The sequence below is a fragment of the Stenotrophomonas sp. Iso1 genome (assembly GCF_027497995.1).
GTDB lineage: Bacteria > Pseudomonadota > Gammaproteobacteria > Xanthomonadales > Xanthomonadaceae > Stenotrophomonas.
The window spans coordinates 1,195,927-1,217,390 of sequence record NZ_JAODBT010000001.1 but is presented as its reverse complement, the minus strand read 5'-3'; the positions used below and the strand labels follow the sequence as shown (position 1 = coordinate 1,217,390).

The 21,464-nt window shown below is 63.2% G+C and carries 15 protein-coding genes; 8 read left to right on the top strand and 7 right to left on the bottom strand.

Annotation, left to right across the window (positions count from 1 at the left end; translation table 11 throughout):
* Positions 1–199 precede the first annotated feature (199 nt).
* The 4 genes from PAN08_RS05230 (at position 200) to mdtD (ending at position 3,781) form a co-directional block, all read left to right on the top strand.
* Positions 200–451 carry a hypothetical protein gene (locus tag PAN08_RS05230; RefSeq protein WP_057632297.1) on the top strand — a complete coding sequence of 84 codons (252 nt, stop codon included), beginning with the start codon at positions 200–202 and terminating at the stop codon, positions 449–451.
* A gap of 59 nt (positions 452–510) precedes the next feature.
* Positions 511–1,584 carry a uroporphyrinogen decarboxylase gene (gene hemE / locus PAN08_RS05225; RefSeq protein WP_269790432.1) on the top strand — a complete coding sequence of 358 codons (1,074 nt, stop codon included), beginning with the start codon at positions 511–513 and terminating at the stop codon, positions 1,582–1,584.
* A gap of 63 nt (positions 1,585–1,647) precedes the next feature.
* Complete coding sequence (locus PAN08_RS05220; protein WP_269790431.1) at positions 1,648–2,295, top strand: hypothetical protein; 648 nt, start codon at positions 1,648–1,650, stop codon at positions 2,293–2,295.
* 64 nt (positions 2,296–2,359) lie between these two features.
* Positions 2,360–3,781 carry a multidrug transporter subunit MdtD gene (gene mdtD / locus PAN08_RS05215; RefSeq protein WP_269790430.1) on the top strand — a complete coding sequence of 474 codons (1,422 nt, stop codon included), beginning with the start codon at positions 2,360–2,362 and terminating at the stop codon, positions 3,779–3,781.
* Between the two features lie 66 nt (positions 3,782–3,847).
* Here the strand turns inward: mdtD and PAN08_RS05210 are convergent, their stop codons facing one another.
* A complete protein-coding gene (locus PAN08_RS05210) occupies positions 3,848–7,411 on the bottom strand; it encodes a two-component regulator propeller domain-containing protein (protein WP_269790429.1) in 3,564 nt (1,187 codons plus the stop codon).
* Positions 7,408–10,995 carry an ATP-binding protein gene (locus tag PAN08_RS05205; RefSeq protein ID WP_269790428.1) on the bottom strand — a complete coding sequence of 1,196 codons (3,588 nt, stop codon included), beginning with the start codon at positions 10,993–10,995 and terminating at the stop codon, positions 7,408–7,410. The genes PAN08_RS05210 and PAN08_RS05205 overlap by 4 nt, the downstream gene beginning before the upstream one ends.
* Before the next feature lie 222 nt (positions 10,996–11,217).
* Between PAN08_RS05205 and PAN08_RS05200 the strand changes: the two genes are divergently transcribed.
* From PAN08_RS05200 to PAN08_RS05190, 3 genes are read left to right on the top strand one after another with little or no spacing between them, the layout of a single operon-like run.
* The gene (locus PAN08_RS05200; protein ID WP_269790427.1) at positions 11,218–11,901 is read left to right on the top strand and encodes a YceI family protein; all 684 of its coding nucleotides are present in this window, start codon (positions 11,218–11,220) and stop codon (positions 11,899–11,901) included.
* Positions 11,898–12,476, top strand: a complete 579-nt coding sequence (locus tag PAN08_RS05195; protein WP_269790426.1) for a cytochrome b — start codon at positions 11,898–11,900, stop codon at positions 12,474–12,476. Before PAN08_RS05200 ends, PAN08_RS05195 begins: the two co-directional genes overlap by 4 nt.
* Entirely contained in the window at positions 12,473–13,045 is a 573-nt protein-coding gene (locus PAN08_RS05190) for a YceI family protein (RefSeq protein ID WP_269790425.1), read from the top strand. Before PAN08_RS05195 ends, PAN08_RS05190 begins: the two co-directional genes overlap by 4 nt.
* 133 nt (positions 13,046–13,178) lie before the next feature.
* On the opposite strand, the gene PAN08_RS05185 is transcribed toward PAN08_RS05190, so the two are convergent.
* From PAN08_RS05185 to PAN08_RS05175, 3 genes are read right to left on the bottom strand one after another with little or no spacing between them, the layout of a single operon-like run.
* Complete coding sequence (locus PAN08_RS05185) at positions 13,179–13,601, bottom strand: DUF6691 family protein (RefSeq protein WP_269790424.1); 423 nt, start codon at positions 13,599–13,601, stop codon at positions 13,179–13,181.
* Positions 13,598–14,011: a YeeE/YedE family protein gene (locus PAN08_RS05180; protein ID WP_269790423.1), complete on the bottom strand. Its 414-nt coding sequence runs from the start codon at positions 14,009–14,011 to the stop codon at positions 13,598–13,600. Before PAN08_RS05180 ends, PAN08_RS05185 begins: the two co-directional genes overlap by 4 nt.
* Positions 14,008–14,898: an MBL fold metallo-hydrolase gene (locus PAN08_RS05175; protein ID WP_269790422.1), complete on the bottom strand. Its 891-nt coding sequence runs from the start codon at positions 14,896–14,898 to the stop codon at positions 14,008–14,010. The genes PAN08_RS05180 and PAN08_RS05175 overlap by 4 nt, the downstream gene beginning before the upstream one ends.
* 82 nt (positions 14,899–14,980) lie before the next feature.
* Here PAN08_RS05175 and PAN08_RS05170 point away from each other — a divergent pair, with 82 nt between their 5' ends.
* Positions 14,981–15,322 carry a metalloregulator ArsR/SmtB family transcription factor gene (locus tag PAN08_RS05170; protein ID WP_269790421.1) on the top strand — a complete coding sequence of 114 codons (342 nt, stop codon included), beginning with the start codon at positions 14,981–14,983 and terminating at the stop codon, positions 15,320–15,322.
* 81 nt (positions 15,323–15,403) lie between these two features.
* On the opposite strand, the gene PAN08_RS05165 is transcribed toward PAN08_RS05170, so the two are convergent.
* A complete protein-coding gene (locus PAN08_RS05165) occupies positions 15,404–18,763 on the bottom strand; it encodes a PAS-domain containing protein (RefSeq protein WP_269790420.1) in 3,360 nt (1,119 codons plus the stop codon).
* 285 nt (positions 18,764–19,048) lie between these two features.
* Entirely contained in the window at positions 19,049–21,319 is a 2,271-nt protein-coding gene (locus PAN08_RS05160) for a TonB-dependent receptor (RefSeq protein ID WP_269790419.1), read from the bottom strand.
* Between the last annotated feature and the right edge of the window lie 145 nt (positions 21,320–21,464).

Here is a 21,464-nt window from a genome sequence, read left to right as displayed (position 1 = left end):
GACACGCAAAGCCTAAAGCAGAGCCAGCGCATATCCGCCCCACGTCTTCGCCGGCGGCACAAACGCGTCAAAGCCGCGCCATGGCACATTTCGCCCCTCCCCTCCGCCACGGGCGCAGAGGGCGGCCAAGCAGGAGCAAGCCTTGCATGCTCCGGGCCAAAAGCGGCCCAAATTGCCCGCAACGGCTACAATCTCCACCATGCGCGTCCTACTGCAACAGCCGCCCAGCGGCAACGAAGCCCCCCGCTATGTACAGCTCACCCTGGTGCCGGATCTGCTCGGCGGCTGGGAGCTGCAACGTGAAAGCGGGCAGATCGGCGGCCGTGTGCAATTGCGCCGGGAGCTGTTCCTGCAGCAGCAGGAAGCTCAGCAGGCCTTCGAGAAAGGCCGGGACGCACAGATCAAACGCGGCTTCCAGGTGATGTTCACCAGCGGCCTGCAACAACCCTGATCGGCACCTCCCCTGGCCGCACGACGCGGCCGGCGCCGTTCCCTATCCAGGAGTTTTTCGTGACCAGCCCACTTCGCAACGACCGCTTCCTGCGCGCCCTGCGCCGCGAGCCCGTGGACTGCACCCCCGTCTGGCTGATGCGCCAAGCCGGCCGTTATCTGCCGGAGTACCGCGCCACTCGCGCCCGTGCCGGCAGCTTTCTGGGCATGGCCAAAAACCCGGAAGTCGCCTGTGAAGTGACCTTGCAGCCGCTGGAGCGCTTCGATCTGGATGCGGCCATCCTGTTCTCGGACATCCTCACCGTGCCGGACGCGATGGGCCTGGGCCTGTACTTCGTCGATGGCGAAGGCCCCAAGTTCAAGCACCCGATCCGTGACGTCGCCGCCGTCGACAAGCTGGCCGTGCCCGACATGGAAACCGAACTGGGCTACGTGATGGACGCCGTGCGCCTGATCCGCCGCGAGCTGGACGGCAAGGTACCGCTGATCGGTTTCTCCGGCAGCCCGTGGACGCTGGCCTGCTACATGATCGAAGGCGGCGGCAGCAAGGACTTCGCGCGCATCAAGGCCATGGCGCTGAACGAGCCCAAAGCCCTGCACAAGTTGCTGGGCGTGGTGACCGATGCGGTCATCGCTTACTTGTCCGCGCAGCGCGCGGCCGGCGCACAGGCGCTGCAGGTGTTCGACACCTGGGGCGGCGTGCTCGGCCCGGCCATGTACCGCGAATTCTCGCTGCGTTATCTCAACCGCATCGCCGCCGAACTGAAGCGTGGCGAAGGTGCCGAGCGCACGCCGTTGATCCTGTTCGGCAAGGGTACGGGGCAATACGTGTCCGAGCTTGCCGCCAGTGGTGCTGAAGGCATCGGCGTGGACTGGACCATCAGCCTGGAAGACGCCGCCCGCGCCGCTGCGGGCAAGGTCGCACTGCAGGGCAACCTGGACCCGACCACGCTATACGGCTCGCCCGAAGCGATCACCCGCGAAGTCGGCAAGGTTCTGGAAAGCTACGCGGCCGGCAATGGCGGCTCGCGCGAAGGCCATGTATTCAACCTGGGCCACGGCATGTCGCCAGACATGAACCCCGACCACGTCGCGGTGCTGGTTGACGCGGTGCACCGCCTCAGCCGCCGTTGAATCCCCATTACCGGGTGAGGGCTGCACTCTCGCCCGGTTTTGGCAGTTCCAAGGAGGGAAGCCATGCCGCTCATCCATACCGTCCTGCGGTCATCACTGGTGGCATTGATCACCGTCGCCGCCCCGGCACAGGCCGGCGATGCAGCGACCAAACCGCTGCCATTGCAGCGCAACGATTTCCCCACCCTGGCGACGAACGAACAGATCCAGCGTCTGGTGATCTTCAACCCTGACGTTGAAGATTTCCCCCAACGCTGCGAACAGTTGCGCATGGTGAAACTGGCTGAGCTGTCACCCCGTTGGCAGCCGGTAATTGATCGGCTCACGTTGAAGTCCTGTGAGGTCACCACCTTCGACGACGGCGAAACCTACCTGTCCTACGAAGCCCAGGCCACGTTCAAACCCGCTGCGACCACGCTGCAAGGCCTACCGGTGATTGGTTATCACGAAGGCATGGGCGAAAGGCACATCCGCCAGAGCCTTGTGGTGGATGCCCCCATCACCCAGTTGCTCAACGTTTTGCGGCCCGTGATCGAGCGCGATTGCCAGCCCATGCTGCAGCTCAACCCGATGGCTGTGCGGACTTGCACCATGGCCTACGACGGTGAAGCCTGGTCGATGATCGTCGGCGAGCTCAACCACACCGTTTGGCTGCGCGCAGACCCGGACTCCCCAGCACGTTCAATGTACGAGGTCAGTGGCGGCGACTGATCTACGCAACATCTGCACACGGCGGGGCGGACAATAGCGGCCTGCAATCCTGTGACCTGCCCTGATGCCCCCCTCCGTTTCCAGCCCCCTGCCCGCCAGCAATACCCACAAGCCGCTGTTATGGCTGGTGTCACTGGCCATCTTCATGCAGATGCTGGATTCGACCATCGTCAATACCGCCTTGCCCGCGATGGCGCGCAGCCTCGGTGAAAGCCCGCTGCAGATGCAGTCGGTGGTGTTCAGCTACGCACTGGCCGTGGCAACGTTCATTCCCGCCTCGGGCTGGATCGCCGACCGCTTCGGCACGCGCCGCACGTTCTTTGCGGCCATCATTCTGTTCACCCTTGGGTCGCTGGCCTGCGCCTTGTCGCCGACGCTGCAATGGCTGGTGGCGTCGCGTGTGCTGCAGGGTATTGGCGGCGCGATGCTGCTGCCGGTCGGGCGCCTGGCCGTGATGCGCACGGTGCCGCGCGATCAGTTCCTGGCGGCGATGAGTTTCATCGCAATCCCCGCTTTGATCGGCCCATTGCTGGGGCCGACGCTCGGCGGTTGGTTGGTGGAAGTGGCGTCATGGCATTGGATCTTCCTGATCAACCTGCCCATTGGTGTGATCGGCCTGATCGCGGCGCTACGGATCATGCCCGACCACTACGCCCAGCGAAAACACCGCTTCGATCTGGCCGGCTACCTGATGCTGGCGTTCGGCATGGTGGCGCTGTCGCTGGCGCTGGACGGTGTGTCGGCCGTTGGTTCGGCACAGGCATTGGTGATCCTGCTCGCGGTGATTGGCATCGCTGCGCTGGTCGGCTATTGGCTGCATGCGGCCAACAGCCGCGAGCCGCTGTTTTCGCTGACACTGTTCCACATTGCCAGCTTCCGCATCGGCATTCTTGGCAACTTGTTCTCGCGCATCGGCAGCGGTGCGATGCCGTTGTTGATTCCCCTGCTGCTGCAGGTGGGTATGGGCATGAGCCCGATGACTGCCGGCATGATGATGATTCCGGTAGCACTGGCTGGCATGGCCGCCAAGCGTGCCGCAGTGACGCTGGTCATGCGCTTTGGATACCGCCGCATCCTGATGATCAACACGGTCTGCGTGGGCTTGGCGATGGCCAGTTTCGCGCTGATCAACGCGCATCACCCGTTGTGGTTGCAGTTGGTGCAGCTGGCCATTTTTGGCGCAGTGAACTCCATGCAGTTCACCGTGATGAACACCGTGACCCTGCGCGATCTGGACATGGAACAAGCCAGCAGCGGCAACAGCCTGTTGTCCATGGTGATGATGTTGGCCACCGGCTTTGGCGCCGCCACTGCTGGCAGCCTGTTGGCGACGTTCGGCACACATATCGTGGGCCACGGCGCGACGGCAGCATTGCATGCGACCTTCATCTGCGTGGGTGCAATCACATTGAGTTCGACGCTGGTGTTCTGGCAGTTGCCGGAGAGCCGCCCGCACCCGCGCGCGGTGGAACAAGTGGCGGAATAGCCACGCCGCATTTCAGGCGCAGCACCATCTCACCCCTCGGCCCGCTGCGCCCGGGACGCCGGCAAATCATGTGCGCGGCGGCAGGCCTTGTTGGCGCCTACGCTGGGCATCGAGCACGCCCGCGATGGCCTCCAGCAACATCTGCGCGGTAACGGGCTTGCGCAGGAAATCATCGAAACCGGCTTTGCGGGCCTGCGGCTCGGCTTCACTGTCCGAGCGTGCGGTCACCGCAATCAGGGGCATCTCATAGCCCATCGTGCGCAGCTGCAGTGCCACGCCGAAACCATCGATTCCCGGCAGATCCAGGTCCAACAACGCGACGTCGAAGGGCATGCTCGACACCTCGGCCAACGCTGCCAGACCATGTGCGGCATGTACCACCGAGTGACCATGCACTTCGAGCAGGCCGCGGATCACCGCAGCGATGGTGGCATCGTCTTCCACCAGCAAGACCCGTTGTGGCGGCAGCGTGCCCCATGCATTTGCGCCACCACCATCGGCACCCGACTCCGGCGCCACATCCCAGGTCAGCGGCAGCTTGACGTTGAAGCAGCTGCCCTTGCCCGGCGTGCTGTCCAGGTCGATAACGCCGCCCATTGCCACCGCCAGTTCATGGCAGATAGCCAAGCCCAACCCGCTACCGCCGTAACGCGCCGCAGTGCGTGCGCCATCGGCTTGTTCAAAGCGACGGAACAAACGTTTGCGCTGCTCCTCGCTGATGCCCGGCCCGGTGTCACAGACATCGAAGCCGATGCGATTGCCGTCCTCGTCAGCGAACACGCGCAAGCCCACCGCGCCTTCGCTGGTGAACTTGATGGCGTTGCCTACCAGATTGAGCAGAATCTGCCGCAATCGCAGCACATCGCCATTGACGCGCGTGCGCGGCGGCGCTGTGTTTTCCAGATTGAATTGCAAGCCACGACGTTGCGCCAACGGTTCCATCAAGCCGCGTACATCGTCCAGCAGTTGCTGCAGGTCGAACGGCTGCACCTGCAGCTCCAGGCGCCCCGCTTCGATACGCGCCAGATCCAGCGCGTCGTTCACCAATCGCAACAGATGCTCGCCAGCACGGCGGATCGCCTGTGTGTAACTGCGCTGGCGTTCGTCCAGGTTTGAGGACAGCAGCAATTCGCTCATGCCCAGCACGCCGGTCATCGGGGTGCGCACCTCATGGCCGAGCGTGGCCAGGAAGCGGGTTTTGGCCAGCGATGCCTGCTCGGCAAGTTCGTGTTTGTGACGCGCCAACTGCCATTCGCTGCGACGACGCAGACGACGCCGGTACAGCCAGGCGCCCCACAACAACAGCGCCACACCCAACACGATGAAAACCACCAGACCGCCCGCGCTGCGCCACCATGGCGGCTGCACGCGGAAGCTCAGGATCTTGGCATTCGACCAGACGTTGTCCGATGTCGCCGCCTGGACTTCCAGCTGATAACGCCCCGGCGCCAGTCGCGAAAACACGCGCTCGCCGGCCGCTCCTACTTCCACCCAGTCCGTGTCATAACCGGTCAGACGGAAACGGTAGGTATTGGTCGCCGAGTCGGCAAAGGACAGCAGCCGCGCGACGATACGCAGGTCGCGGTCGCCTTCGTGGATCAGCAACATGGGCTCATGCGTGAGGTCCTGCTCGCCGTCGCCACGACGCACGCTCACCCGCTCGATCACCAGAGGCGGCTGCCGGGTGGACGGCTTGACCAAGGCCGGGTCGAACAACACCACGCCGTCGGGCGTACCGCCAGCCAATTGACCGCTGCGCGCCTGCACCAGTGAGCGCCGACGGAATTCCTGCCCGGGCAGGCCGTCATGCACACCATAGAGACGTACCGAACGGCTGGCCGGGTCGATACGGATCAGGCCACGCGGGCTGATCGCCCAGGCCACGCCCTGCGCATCCACCACCAGGCCGCTGGGTGCCAGCATCGGGAAGCCACGGTCGGCACCCACGGTGTCCAACAACACCATGCGCTGCCCATCCCACAGATAGCTTTCCATCCGCCCCAGCGTGCCGACCCAGGCCACACCGCTGTCGGTAACGCTGAAGGTGGACACCCGCCCGGTCGGTGCGCCCGGCACCTGCACAAAGCGCGCTTGTTCAGGGTGCCACGCCAACAGCCCCGAGCCGGTGGCCAGCCACAGGTTGTCGTGTGGGCCACACTGCATCTCCTCGACCGGCGCGGCTGGCAAGCCCGACTGCCCTTGCAGTACGTGCAGCAGCACCTGCCCATCGGCATCGCGCTGCTGCATGCCACCATCTTCCGAATACACCCAGATGTGGCCACCGTTGCAACTGCGGATGATGTCGGCATCGCCCAGCATTGCCGCATCGTGTGAGCCATCACTGCGCCAACGACGCACGCTCTGGTCGCGCGGGTTGTAACGCACCAGTTCGTCCAGACTGCCGACCCACACCTGCCCCTGTGGATCTTCGGCCAGGGATTGCGGCCAGTTGCTGCCGTTCACCCTTTCCAGGTGATGCCGCACGTCGCCGTTTGCCGGATCAAACCAATCCAGCGCGCCACGCGTACCCACCACCCAGATGCCGCCGGAGGCCGATGCTGCCAGCGCCATGGCGTAGGGATTACGCAACGAGGCGGGGTCGTCCTGATGCCGTGACAACACCGAGAACTGGCGCCAACTGGGCGGCAGATGCCAGAGCCCGGCATTGGTACTGGCAAACCACAGCCCGCCTTCGCGGTCTTCGTAAGCGCTGGTCCAGTTCGGTTTGACCAGCCCACGCTCCTGCATGCTGTACAGCGGCACGTTGCGCACGGCACCGCTGCGGATACGGCCCAGCCCGTCCACGGTATCCAGCCAGTAGCTGCCGTCGGCCGAGAACTCCAGCATGTTGAACACGTCCTGCGCACCGGCACCGGACCAGGACGCACGTTCGAAACGTCCATCGGGCTGGCGCACCACCAGCCCGGCGTTGGTGGCTATCCACAATCGTTCCTGGCGATCGACCTTCAATCCGTTGATGCGGTCCGAGGGCAACACGCCCGCACCGATGCGCTCGAAGCCGTTGCCGGTCCAGCGCGCCAACCCACCCTTGGTACCCACCCACAAACTGCCATCGGCCATCGTCACCAGGTAGGTCACGGCTACGGCGGGCAGGCTGTTGGGATCGTCCTGAACCGGCATGAAGTGTTGGATGGCCCCGTCTGCGTCCAGCCGATACAGGCCAGCGGTAGAGGTGCCAAACCACACGCTGCCATCGGGTGTGGACGTGATTGCCCAGACCGTATTGCTGTTGATCTGCGGGAAATGCTGCTTGTCGTAGAAGCGGAAATTGCGACGGTCGGCGCTCAGCATCACCAGCCCGGCGCTTTGTGTGCCTATCCACAGGCGGTTGGCCGCATCCACATGCAGGCTCCAGACCTGGTTGTCACGCAGACCATCCTCGGCACGCCAGATGCGGAAATTACGGCCGTCATAACGTGCCAGGCCGTCCCGGCTGCCCAGCCACAGGTAGCCGGTGTGATCTTCGGCAAAAGCATTGATGTTGCTCGACGGCAGGCCGTCAGCCACGGTGAGCTGACGCGGCTGCGGTGTCGCCGGCACTTCCGCCCCGGCACCCTGCGCAAACAACAGCAGGCAGGCCAATGCGCTGCCGACAATCCCTTTGATCAAACTTCACTCCCGTGCACGCTGGTATTGGACGCAGCCGCCCGAGTCTGGGCATTGCGATTGCGCGCAAGTATGTGGGCAATGGCATTCATCAACAGCAACCCGGTCAACGGTTTGCGCAGGAAACCATCCATGCCCGCTTCCAGCGCCAGCCGCTCGGCTTCGGCGTCCGAACGCGCTGTCACCGCAATCAACGGGAATTCATGGCCCTGGCTGCGCAGCTGCCGGGCCAACGCCAGGCCATCGAGCGCGGGCAGGTCCAGGTCGAGCAGGCCGACATCGAATTCATGCACCGCCACTTCGGTCAGGGCCGCCAGCCCGTGCGGTGCATGCACCACATTGTGGCCGCGCACGCTGAGCAAGCCACTGATGACCTGCGCTACGGTGGCATCGTCTTCGACCAGCAATACGTTCAATGCGTGGCCTATCGCCGGCTCGACACCTTCGGTCGATGCATCCTGCTCGGCAATCTTTTCCCAGGGCAACGGCAGCGCGACCACGAAGCGGGCACCCGCGCCCAGCCGACTTTCCAGGGTAATGCCACCGCCCATCGCAATCGCCAGCTCCTGGCAGATGGCCAGACCCAGACCGCTGCCGCCGTAGCGTGATGCTGTGCGCGGCCCTTCGGCCTGTTCAAAACGGTGGAACAAGCGCGTCTGCTGCTCCTCGTTGATGCCCGGCCCGGTATCACTCACCACCAGCTCGATGCCTGTGTTGTCGGGCCGCAGCGTGACCGACAAACCCACCTTGCCCTGCTCGGTGAACTTGATGGCGTTGCCCAGCAGGTTCATCACGATCTGCCGCAGCCGCATCGCATCACCGCGCACACGCACCGGTGTTGCGAACGGCTCGCCACGCTCGAATACCAGGCCCCTGCGTTCGGCCATGGGCGCCATCAGCGAGATCACATCTTCAAGCACACGGCCCAGATCGAAGGGGTGGTTCTCCAGTTCGAGCTTCCCCGACTCGATGCGGGCCAGATCCAGCGCGTCGTTGACCAACCGCAGAAGGTGCGTACCCGCCTGTTGAATGGCGCTGGCATAGCGCTGCTGACGTGGGTCAAGTTCGGTATCCAGCAACAGCTCGCTCATGCCCAGCACGCCGGTCATCGGGGTGCGCACTTCGTGCCCCAAGGTGGCCAGGAAGCGGGTCTTGGCCAACGATGCCTGTTCGGCCAATTCGTGCTTGTGGATGGCCAACTGCCATTCACTGCGACGCTGCACACGACGGCGGTAGGCGAGCACGGCTGCCGTCGTCAGCAGCAGCGCCAACAGCACATACGCGGCGATGGCCCAGGCGCTGCGCCACCAAGGTGGCGCTACGTCGATGGTCAGCGTCTGCGACGGCGTCCATGCGCCATCGGCCACAGCCCCCTGTACTTCCAGTAGATGGCTGCCCGACGGCAGGCGCGAGAGGATGCGCTCGCCTTCGCTGCCCAGATCAACCCAGTTCTGGTCGTAGCCCTCGATACGGAAGCGGAAACGATGGCGCTTGGGTTCGGCATAGGACAGCAACCGTGCGGTGACGCGCAGGTCGCGATCATCCGGCCCCAACTGAATCACATCACCCGCAAGGCTCTGTTCCTGCGCGGCGTCATTGCGCCGCACGTGCACCGCGTCGATCACCAATTGCGACATCGCGTTGGCAGCAACCACCGCATCCGGATTGAACCCCACCAGCCCGGTGGCTGAGACAGCCAAGGCATTGCCGCAACCGGCGTGTGCCGGTGGACGACTGGTGAACTCCACATCCGGCAGCCCGTCACTCTCATCGAGCACCTGCAGGCGCTCGCCCTGCGGCTGCCACCACACCAGGCCGCGCGGGGTGGTCGCCCACAATTGGCCCGAACAACCCAGCACCAACCCACCCATCGATACCGCCGGCACGCCATCAGCAGCGCCCAAGCTGCGCTTCAGACTGAAGCCGCTGCCCTGTGGCTGGTAGAACTCCAGCAGGCCTTCACGGCCCACCCACAGGCCACCATCCGCGGCAAAAGCGAAGTCGTACACCATGCCGGCTGCAATCCCCGGCACCGGCACGAAGCGGCCGTCCTCGAACCGCAGCACGCCTGCACCGCCCGCGATCCACAAGCGACCGGATGCATCCACGCGCACCTGCTCGACCAGTTTTTCCGGCAAGCCCGGTACCACGCCGGCCGGGTAGTCGGCCAGCAGGTGGCCGTCCGCCGCACGATGCTGCAGACCATGGTTGATGATCGACAGCCACACGCTGCCATCCGGCGCCAACCGCATCAGGTCAGCACGGCGTTGCGGGTCATCGCCCACGCCCAGGTCCACCCGCGAAAAGTGCCCATCGGCAGGCCGATACAACCCGACACTGCCGGCACGCCCGGTCCACACCACGCCGTCTCGCCCGCGCAATACCGACCAGTTGCTACCTTTGCCCAACTGCGCCTCGCCGGCCAGCAATGACAATCGGCCATCACGGTCAAGCTGGTGCACGCCATGTGCCCCGGCAATCAGGAAGCCATCACCATCCACGGCGGCGTTGAGCAGATACAGGCTTTCCAGCGATTGCCCGTCGAGCTGGTAATGGGTGGAGAAGCGCGTCCAGTCCGGCCGTAGATAGGCCAGCCCCTGGGTCAGCATCGCCATCCAGACGCCGCCCTCGTGATCCTGCAGCAGATCCAGTACGCCACTGCGCGCGGTGAGGAAGCCGCTGCCCAGGTCACCGTCCAGCAACCGCAGCGTTTTGGCATCGCCGCGATACATGCCGTTGGCAGTGCCCATCCAATAGCCACCATCGCGGTCATGCAGCACCACCGCTGCGCGTGTCTGTGCGGCTTCCGGCCAAGGCGCTGGCAGCACCGAACCGTCGTCCATTACCCGGTATAGCCCCTCGTTCGTGCCTGCCCAGATGCCACCATTGCGGTCGCCGCTAAGGCGGATGACGTCCTTGCCCTCCAGCAATGGGGAGGCAATCCGGGTGAAGCGGTCGTCGGCCGCGTCCCAGCGCGCCAGCCCGGATGCCGTTCCCACCCACACCACCTTGCCGCCATTGCCAGCCAGCAGCGAGTAAATGGTGTCGTCAGGCAGACTGTGGGGATCATCCGCTTGATGTTGGTAATGGCCGACGCTGCCATCGGCACGCAGCCGGCAGATACCGGTGCCACTGGTGCCAACCAGCAGATCCGTTCCGCTGTTTGCCAGTGCCCAGACCTGTTGCGAGCAGGTTTCCTCAAGGCGGGGGAAGCGTTGAAACTGCTGCCGGTCGGTATCCAGCATGGCCAGGCCAGCGCCATTACCGCCCACCCAGATGCGGTCCTGGGCATCAATGACCATGATTTCCAGCGCATTGCCAGGCAGCGAGCCCGGACGCTGTGGATCATGCCGCCATACCCGCAGCTCCTTGCCGTCATAGCGTGCCAGGCCATCGTCGGTGGCCGCCCAGACATACCCCTGGCGATCCTGCGCCAACGCCAGCACCATCCGCGACGGCAAGCCTTCGGCTACCCCCAGTCGGCGCAACCGGGGCGTCTCGGCCAAATCAGAGGCCATGCTCCAGCAAGGCCATAGGGCCAGCAGCAGCACAACACCCAGACGGGTACAGTCCAACATCCATTTCATCAACGTCCGGCACTCCCTGCGCTGCCGTTTGGTCTACCAGAGCCGGCGCGCAAAACGCTGCAACCCCTCGCAAGGGGCCGACTTTAGCGTCCACAGCAAGGCGGGGCAAAGAAGTTCCCAGCGATCGCAGAGCGACCACGTAACAAACCGTTGCGCAATACCACCACAAACCAACGGCCACATCCGCCTAGAATCCCCTTCATTCCCTACCGGAGCCGGACCTTGCTGCGACTCCTCCTGCTGTTGACCTTCAGCCTGCTGCCCTTGGCGGCCAGTGCTGCCCCGGACCGCTACCGGCTGGATCCGGTGCACACGCGCGTGCTGTTTGCCATCGAACATGCAGGCTTCTCGCAGGCACTGGGTACCGTATCGGGCAGCGAAGGCGTACTGCAGTTCGACCCGGACGATTGGAGCAGTGCACAGCTGGAGGTGGTGGTGCCCATCAGCCGGCTGGATCTGGGTGACGACAAATGGAACCAGGCCACGCTGGCGCGCAATCTACTCGATGGCGACCGCTTCCCGCAGGCGCGTTTTGTCTCCCACCGTGTCGAGCCGATTGATGCGCAACATGCGCGCGTCTTTGGTCAACTGAACTTGCGTGGTGTCACTCGCGACGTGGTGCTCGACGTCACCCTCAATGCGATCAAGCGCCACCCGCTACCGCCGTTCCGGCGCACGGCAGGATTCTCTGCCACCACCACCTTGAGCCGGGCCGACTTCGGCATCGACGCATGGAAGTCGGTCATCGGTGACCGCGTCGAGCTGCGCATCGAGGCTGAAGCCGTACGCGATGGCAACGCCGAAGCTCCTGACACGCCTTCCGATGCTGCTCCCGCGCCAACTGACGACACACTCCAGGACGCGGCCGATTCCGCCCTGAAACTTGAACAAGGACATCAGCCATGACCCTGAAGAACACGCACGAGCGGTGGGGCAGCGTCAGTAAATCACTCCATTGGCTTATCGCCCTGCTGATCCTGGCACTGGGCATCGTCGGCCTGATCATGGGTGAGTTCCCCAAGACACCCAAGTATTTCTGGGTCTACACCATGCACAAGTCCATCGGCATTACCGTGCTGGTGCTGGTGGTCACACGCTTGCTGTGGCGCCTGTATGCCGGTGCACCAGACGCCGTGCCGGGCACGCCCAGTTGGCAGGAGCGCATCGCCTCGGCCACGCACTGGCTGCTGTACGTGATGATGTTTGCCATCCCGCTGTCCGGCTGGTTGTACGACTCGGCCAGTGGCCTGCGCCCGTTCAAACTGTTTGGCCTGTTCGACATGCCCAAGCTGGTTGCGCCCAGCGACCAGATCAGCCAGGTCTCCCACGCCATCCACGAGTGGGGCTTCTGGGCGCTGATCCTGATGGTGCTGGCGCATGCCGGCGCGGCGTTCTATCACCACATTCACCAACGTGATGCCACCCTTACCCGCATGCTGCCGCAGGGTTGGCTCAGCACCCCCCAGAAGGAATCCGCATGAACATCAAGCTCTCTTCCCCCGCCGCCGTCGCCGCAGCGCTCGCCGGCATGCTGGCTACCGCGCCGGTGCTGGCCGCCGACTACGTGCAGGCACCGGGCACCGGTTCGATTCTGGTGTTTGCCACCAAATACGACGGCGAAGTATTCACCGGCACGTTCCCTGGCTTCCAAACCCAGTTGAGCTTCGACCCGGCTGACCCGGCTGCGGCCAAGCTCGATGTCACCATTCCGCTGGCCGGCGCCAAGAGCGGCAACAGCGACCGCGATTCCACCCTGCAGGGCGCTGACTTCTTCAACGTCGCCTCCTTCGCACAAGCGCGCTACACCGCCAGTGGCTTCCGTGCACTGGGCAACAATCAGTTCGCTGCAGATGGCACGTTGGAATTGCATGGTGTCAGCAAGCCGGTCAGCTTCACGTTCACCTGGGCACCGGGCGCGCAACCGGTACTGACCGGCAAGGCAACGGTGAAGCGTTTGGATTTCGGCGTGGGTGGCGGCGATTGGGCTGACACCAAGACCATTCCCAACGAAACGGCAATCAGTACCATCGTCAAGTTCAACGCCAAGTAAGAACGCGCCTGGCTATCCATCGATGGCCAGGCGATACAACCGGAAGTGCCGAAGCCGTTTCATGGAAGGCCGAGCCATACTTGGCCAGGCATTGCCGGCAAGGTGTCAGCGCAGCATCGCTGCGCTCCACCACTCAGCGCCCACGCAACAACCGGTGCAGCAATATGCCGCCGATCATCGCCGGTACAAACCACAGCGTTTCGGGTGACAACACGCCCAGCCCGACCAACACCGGGCCGGGGCAATAACCCGCCAGTCCCCAACCAATTCCAAACAGTGCTGCGCCCAGCAGCAATGGCCGGTCGATGGTGCGGATATCTGAAATCTGAAACCGCGCCGCAAACACGGGCGTCGGTCGCCGCAGTACAAAGCGGAACAACACCATCGTGGTCAACACTGCACCGCCCAGTACGAACAACAACGCTGGGTCAAAGTCACCAAAAACATCAAGAAAGCCGAGGATGCGCAGCGGATTGGTCATCCCCGACACTGCCAGTCCAAGCCCGAACAATGCACCGGACAACACTGCTGCCAGTGTGATGCGTGCGCTGCTCATGCCACATGCCTCACGAGATAGGTCGTCACGATGGCGGTGACCATGAAGGTCAACACCGCTACCAACGAACGCGGCGATAACCGGCCCAGGCCGCACACGCCATGACCACTGGTGCACCCATTACCCATGCGTGTACCAAAACCAACGAGCAAGCCGGCAATCACCAGTAGCAACGGCGGAAAGCCTTGCCGAGGCGCATACGCACCCGGTACCCACCACATCCACGCTGCGCCAGCGCCGACCAGACCGAGCAAGAACGCCACGCGCCAGGCCACCTCGCCACTGCGCGGCATCACCACACCAGCCAGAATGCCGCTGATGCCAGCGATGCGGCCGGTCAGCCATAGCAACAACGTTGCGGCCATGCCGATCAGTACACCTCCTGCCAGCGCGCTCATCCAGCCACTCATTGCCCCTGCCCCATCTGATCCAGTGGCAAACGGAAATAACGGATGCCATTGGCATCCGGCTCCGGCAAACGACCACCACGGATGTTGACCTGCAGGGCCGGCAGGATCAGTCGTGGCACCGGCAACGTTGCATCACGCTGCAGGCGCATCTGTACAAAGGCGGCTTCGTCGGTGCCGCCCTTCAAATGCACGTTGTCCAATTTCTGCTCACCAATGCTTGTCTGCGGCTGTGCTTCACGCTTGCCACCGGGATAGTCATGGCACAGGAAAATGCGCGTGCTTTCGGGTAACGCGAGAATCTTCTGGATCGAGGCATACAGGCAATGCGCATCGCCACCGGGGAAGTCGGTACGCGCGGTGCCGGTATCGACGGCGAACACCGTATCGCCGATGAAAGCAGCATCGCCGATCACATACGTCAGGCTGTCATCGGTATGCCCCGGAGTCGCGATCACCCGCGCCTGCAACGCGCCAATGTTGAAGCTGTCACCGTCAACGAACAGACGGTCAAACTGGCGGCCGTCGGCAATGAAATCATCACCCAGGCCAAACAGCGCCTTGAAGCGCTGCTGCACCTCGATGATGCCGCGCCCGATCGCCACGGGTGCATGCAGGGTATCGGCCAGATAACCGGCCGCACTGAGGTGATCGGCATGCGCGTGGGTTTCGAGAATCCATTCCACTTTCAGCCGCCGCTCGCGCACAAAGGTCAGCACTGCATCGGCAGAGGTCGTAGCGATGCAAGCGCCGGCCGCTTCGTAGTCCAGCACGGGGTCGATGATCGCTGCCGAGCCATCCACGCGGTCGTACACCACATAGGTGAATGTGCCGGTGTCCTTGTCGAAGAACGCCTCAACCCGTGGTGTGGGGAGCGAAGTCTGGCTCATGAAAAGGCCCGCTTTTGTAATTTAGATATTTCTAAATTATAGTGACCGCCTGCAAATCACAAGCCCCAATCAACGCCCGCACATGAATGCGACTACTCGTGATATCGCGCAGATGCAGGCCCATGCCGAACAAGCCGCGCAGCTGCTCAAATCCCTTGCCCATCCAGCACGCCTGCGCGTGTTGTGCCAGCTGGTGGATGGCGAAGCCTCGGTAACTGAATTGCAGGCGCAGGTGGGATTGTCGATGTCGGCACTGTCGCAGCACCTTGCCGTGATGCGCGAAGCAGCATTGGTCAGCACCCGTCGTGAAGGGCAGACCATTTTCTACGCACTGGCCGACAGCCCCGCATTGGGCGTGATGCATGCGCTTCACGCCGCGTATTGTGGCAAGAAAAAACCAAAGCGCAGCAAAGCCAAGCCTTAGGCAATGCTGCAATCACGACACCGCGGCCCTCGCAAACCCGGCGCTGTATTCCAGTCAAACAACGCGACAAAAACCGCACGCTCAAAATTGTATTTTCTGCGCCACGGTTCGCGCTGCCAGCAAACGATCCAGGATTGACTTCAAGGCCAACGGCCGGACCGGTTTTTGCAACAGGGTCAGCCCCTGTTCCAGCACTTCACGACGCGTGGCAAGGCTGTCATCCGCACTCAGAATCAACGTCGGTCGCGCACCAAAACGCGCACCTAACCGTAGCTGCAACGCGGTACCGGTATCGCCCTCGTCAAGGTTGTAGTCAAACAACCACAGCATCGCCGGCTGTCGTTCCATCGCGTCGAATGCCTCGGCATCACCCGAGGCTTCCGCCACTGCATAGCCCCAACCCCGCAACAAGCCAGCCAATGCAGTCAATGCTGCCGGATCGTTGTCCACCACCAACACCGGCACCGCGTTGCCGGATGTGCCGGCCGGCGCATTGATCGCAGATGCGGCCGGCGGCACCGACACAACCGCCGATGCCACCGTCACTGAAAACACCGTGCCCCTGCCCTTGTCGCTGCGCAGCCCCAATGGCGCGTGCAGTAAACCAGCGATGCGGTCGGCAATGGCCAACCCCAAACCCAGCCCCTGACCGCTGGTGTCCTCACCACGGCGGAACTCCTCGAAGATCCGGCGTTGCTCGCTCTTGGCGATACCCGGACCGGTATCGTGCACCTCAATACGTACGCTGCTGCCATCGCGTCGCACGCCGAACAACACACCACCGCGCGCCGTGTAACGCACTGCGTTGGCAAGGAAGTTCTGCAGCACGCGACGCAACAGCTGCGGATCACTATTCACCCACATGCGGGTCGGCACGTAGTGAAAATCCAGCCCCCGTGCCGCTGCCAATGCACGAAACTCTGACGCCAGCGGATCCAGCACTTCGGCCAGTGGCAGGTCGCGCAGTTGCGGTACCAAGCCCCCCGCTTCCAGCCGCGACATATCGAACAGGCCGGTCAGCAGATCGGTGGTTGAATCCAACGCGCCGCGTATCTGCACGATGGACTGTTGTTGCTGCGTGGATTCCACCTGCTGCGCCAGTGTGTCGGTGAACAAGTGCGCCGCGTGCAGCGGCTGTAACAGATCGTGCCCCACGGCGGCAAGGAATCGGCTCTTGGCATCGTTGGCCCGTTCGGCCTCGCGCTTGGCCGACTCCAACAGCGCGGTACGCTCGCCCACACGCTGTTCCAGCGTCTCGTTGCTGCGTTTGAGTTCGCGCTCGCTGCGACGGAACTCGGTGACATTGGTAAAGGTCGCCACGAAACCACCGCCGGGCATCGGGTTGCCGCGAATCTCCACGATGCTGCCATCCGGGAATACGCGCTCGGTCAGATGCGGTGTCCCTGCACGCATGAATGCCAGGCGCCGATCCACCGCGCGCTCACCGCCGCCACGTTGCGGCATTGCCTCCAGCGCCCAGCGTGTCAGGTCCATGATCGGCCGACCGACCTGCAACAAGTCATCCGGGAAACCAAACATGCGCGCATAGGGGCGATTCCATGCCACCAGACGCTGATCGCGGTCGATCACGCTGATGCCCTGGCTCATGTTCTGCAATGCCGCCTGCAGCACCTGCTGACTGAAGCGCAGGTCCTGCGACGCCTCACTGACGATTGCCGCAACGGTCGCCAGTTCGCTGCCTTCGCGCCTGGCTGCATCCAACAGCAATCGTGCCGATGCCGCACCCAACACGGCGGATAACTCACGCTCCAACTGTGCCTCGATCAACGCCGGCACCGGCCCGTGACGCGGCGCATCGGCCAGCACACGCTGCACTTTCTCCGCCGGCAAAAAACGACGGCCGGCATCACGCAGTGTTTCAGCGTCCAGGTTACGGCTGGTCCGGTCGGGCGTATCGCGACGCCACGCCATCGCCAACAACGTCATCGCCGTGCCCACGAACAGACTGGCGCCCACTGCGCGCCCAAGGGGCGTCCATCCGGTCAATCCAAACAAGCCCTCCGGGGCCAGCCACTGCCAACCAAACGGGCCATCCACCAACCATGCAGCAGTACTTCCATCGCCCTCCAGCAGCGATGGCAACAACAGCACCCATGCCCACGTGAGAAAGCCGGCCAACACACCGGCAATGGCCGCGCGCGGCGGTGTCTGCGGCCGCCATATCGCGAACGCCAGCACCGGCACCAATGTCGCCAGCGCCGAGAACGACACGCCACCGATATCCGCCAGCACGTTGCCACCGCCGATCAAACGGCTGTATCCCCACGCCAGCAGCATGATCACGCAGATGCCTACGCGACGCAGCCACACCAGTTCGCGACGGTGGTCACCGCCACCCGCACGCGCCCACGCACCGCGCAGCAGGCCCGGCGCGAACCAATGGTTGCCGATCATCAAACTCAAAGTCAGCGTGCTGACCACCACCATGCCGGTAGCGGCACTGAGCCCGCCGAGGAACGCAAACAGTGCGATGCCCTCATGGCCGGCAGAAAAAGGCAACGCCAGCGTGTACATGTCCGAAGGAACGCTATTGCCGAGCAACGCTGTGCCCGCGCGCGCCAACGGCAGGATCGGCAACGCTATGAGCACCAGATACAGCGGGAACAACCAGCGCGCGGTGCGCACGTCGGCCGGATCGCGGCACTCCACTACGCCGACGTGAAACTGGTGCGGCAGCAGAAACATCGCCAACCCACCCAACAGCACCAACGGCACGAAGCCACCTGCCGGTGCATCTACCAGCGGCGCAGGAGGTGCAGCAGGCAGGCCATCCAACCCAAACCATACAAACAGGCCCAGTACCAACATCGCGCACAGCTTGAATACCGACTCCACCGCCATCGCCAACACCAAGCCACGATTGTGTTCGGATACATCTGCGCGACGCGCGCCAAACAGCATTGCAAACAGCGCCATCGCCAGCGCCACATACAACGCGCTGTCGTGCCAGGGCGAGCCACCTTGTCCGACATCCACCGCACGTGAAGTGATCATGCTGAAACTCATCGCCACCGCTTTAAGCTGCAACGCGATGTACGGAATCAGACCCAAGGCAGCAACCAATGTGACCGTCGCTGCCAGCCACGCATCGCGCCCCAGACGAGCGGCGATCAAGTCGGCCAGCGACGTCGCGTTTGTTTCGCGAGCCAGCCGCACCAATCGCACCATCACGCCCATGGCCAGCGCGTAGAACAGGATCGCGCCGACAAAGGTCGGCGGCAGCGGCCAACCGTAGCGCGCCGCCTGAGTGACGGTGCCGTAGAACGTCCACGACGTGCAGTGCACTGCCAGCGACAGGGCGTACACATGTCGCCAATGCCGTGCGAATGCCGTCGGACGGCGCTCGCCGTACAGCGCCGCACCGAACATCAAGGCCAACCAGGCCAAGCCGGCCAGCGCCACGGTCACCAGACTCAACATGCAGTTACGTTCCCCAAGGGCTACCCCGCAGGATACGGAGTAAGTGCAGCGCGATGAAGCGCTGTCTGGTGCAACGGACTGCCCTCACCCCAACCCCTCTCCCGTACACGGGAGGGGGGCTAGCAATACGTCGGCTCGTAGCGCAGTGAACCCCTCTCCCGGGTGCGGGAGAGGGGCTGGGGTGAGGGCAGCTCCAAAACAAAGAAAGCCCTCCCCGCATCACGCAGAAAGGGCTTCCATCAACGTTCTGCTGTCGGAGGCTGTCACCAGCCCCCAACCCACGGATCAGAAGTTGTAACGCAGCGACACGTACCAGTTACGCGGCAGGCCGTAGTAAGCGGTCTGGATGTTGCCCACACTCGCGAACTCCTGGCCTTCGGTCTTGTACTGCTTGTCGGTCAGGTTGCGCACACCCGCGCGCGCCTGCCACACCAGCTGCGGCGAATCCCACACGCCGTAGGCACCCAACAGCGTGTAAGCGTCCTGGCTCAGCACGTCACGGTTGTCCACCGACAACCAGGTGTCACCACGATAGGAAACATCACCACCGAACGTCAGGTTGCCCTTGTCACCGAGCGATAACACATGCTGCAGAGCGACACGTGCAGTCCAGTCCGGCGAGAACGGCACGTGATTGTGATTCACGTTCGGGTCGAAGCCCGGGTACGACGGGTCAAGACGGAAGTCCTCGAACTTGTCGTACTTGGCGTCCATCCAACCCAGCTGTGCGCTCAGCGTAGTGGCCTCGCCCAGCATCGCACTGCCTTCCAGTTCGATGCCCTTGATGTTCAACTCGGCCGCGTTCAACACCGGGAAGGTGCCCACGTCCTGGGACACGCGCGCCTGGAAATCGCTGTAGTTGCTGTAGAACGCCGCCGCGCTGCCACGGAAACGTCGATCGGCCGAGCTGCCCTTCAAGCCCAGCTCGTAAGTCCACACATATTCCGGATCGAACTTGGCGTTCGCCACGTCAAAAGCGGAATTAGCGCGACCATTGAAACCACCGGATTTGAAACCACGGTTGGCCGAAACATACGCCATCAGATTGTCGCTGAAAGCCTTCTGCACACTGACCGACGGCGTTACCGCCGTCCACGAGGCGGAAGTCTGCGGGAACGGGACCGTGCTATTGAGTGCCGATGCCGGAAGGAACCCAAGGAACAGGCCTTCGGAAGTCCAGAACGTGCTGGTGGTGCGCTCGTAGTCTTTCTCATCCTTGGTCCAGCGTACGCCTGCAGCCAGCGTCCAGCTGGGTACAAACTCCCAGTTCGCATGCGCGAATGCGGCCTTACTGGTTGTGGTCAGGTCGTCGGCGATGGTGCGCAGGAAGCCAGCTGGCTTGCCACTGATGAGGTAGATATCGTCGCCATAGGCTTCCTGATACGAGGGGACATGCTCCCTCATGTAGTACGCGCCGAAAGTCAGATGCAGATTACTGCCGTTGTCATAATGCAGCTGGAATTCCTGGCTCTTCTGGTTCTGGTCAATCGCAACCAGCACGTCGCCCAGCTCGTACTCGGATGCATCGATATCGATGTACGACTCGGTCTTGAGCTTGCGATAGGAACTGATGCTCTTCAGCGTCCACTGCGCATTGATGTCCCAATCCATCGCCAGCGACGCACCGGAGTGCTTCAGATACTGGCCCTGGCCACCGTCGAACGACGTGCGGGCGCGGCGGTTCCACTCTCCCTTTCCACCCGGCTCAAGGATGGAAACTACAGTATTGGTGTTCAACTCACGCTGCTGCAGATCCGCCATCGGGCGGCCAAGCGTCAAAGCAGCATCCTGCTTGGTGGTATCGAGCGACAACACCGCACTGAAATTGTCAGTGGGCTTGAACGCCAGCTTCAGACGCAGCGCCTCGGTGTCGTCATCGTTGTAACGCTTGCCGGTGTCGGCGTCTTTCACGTAGCCATCGTTGGTGATCTTCGCACCGGCGATGCTGCCGGCAACGGTGTCACTCAACTGGCCCGACACATAGAAACGACCTTCCAGACGGCCGTAGTCGCCCGCGGTGACTTCCACTGCGCCGCCGTCGTTGTCGAACGGATTCTTGGTGGTCAGCTTGATCGCACCGCCAGTGGAGTTCTTGCCGTACAGCGTGCCCTGCGGGCCGCGCAGTACTTCCAGCTGCTGAATGTCGAACAGCGAGAACAGCGCGCCATTGATGCGTGAGTAGTACACGTCATCGACGTACATACCCACGCCCGGGTCGAACGTCTGCAATGCATCGGGCTGGCCAATGCCACGGATGAACACATTGACGCTATTGGCCGAACCACGGCCCTGCGCGATGTTCATGTTCGGCACTGCGCCCTGCAGCCCTTCTACGGTCGACGCCTGCAGATCCTTGATCTGCTCCTCGCCGAAGGCACTCACCGCCACCGGCACATCCATGATGGATTCAGTGCGGCGGCGTGCGGTAACGGTGACTTCGTCCAGCTGCGTGGCCTGGGTGCCTGCCGGCACTGCCTGCTGCTCCTGGGCCTGCACGAATGCGGCCGGTGCCAGCAAAATGCCACCGATGGCCATGCTCAGATATTTGCGCTTCATTGGTCTCCCTCCTCCCGGGTATGACGCGACGGCAAAAGGATGCCGCCCATGCTGCGCAAGTTAACGAGGCGTTAGCCGGCTGCGTATCGTCCCTTCGTACAGTGGGCCATCCACTCCAACATCCCGATACTCGCCGCATCGTATT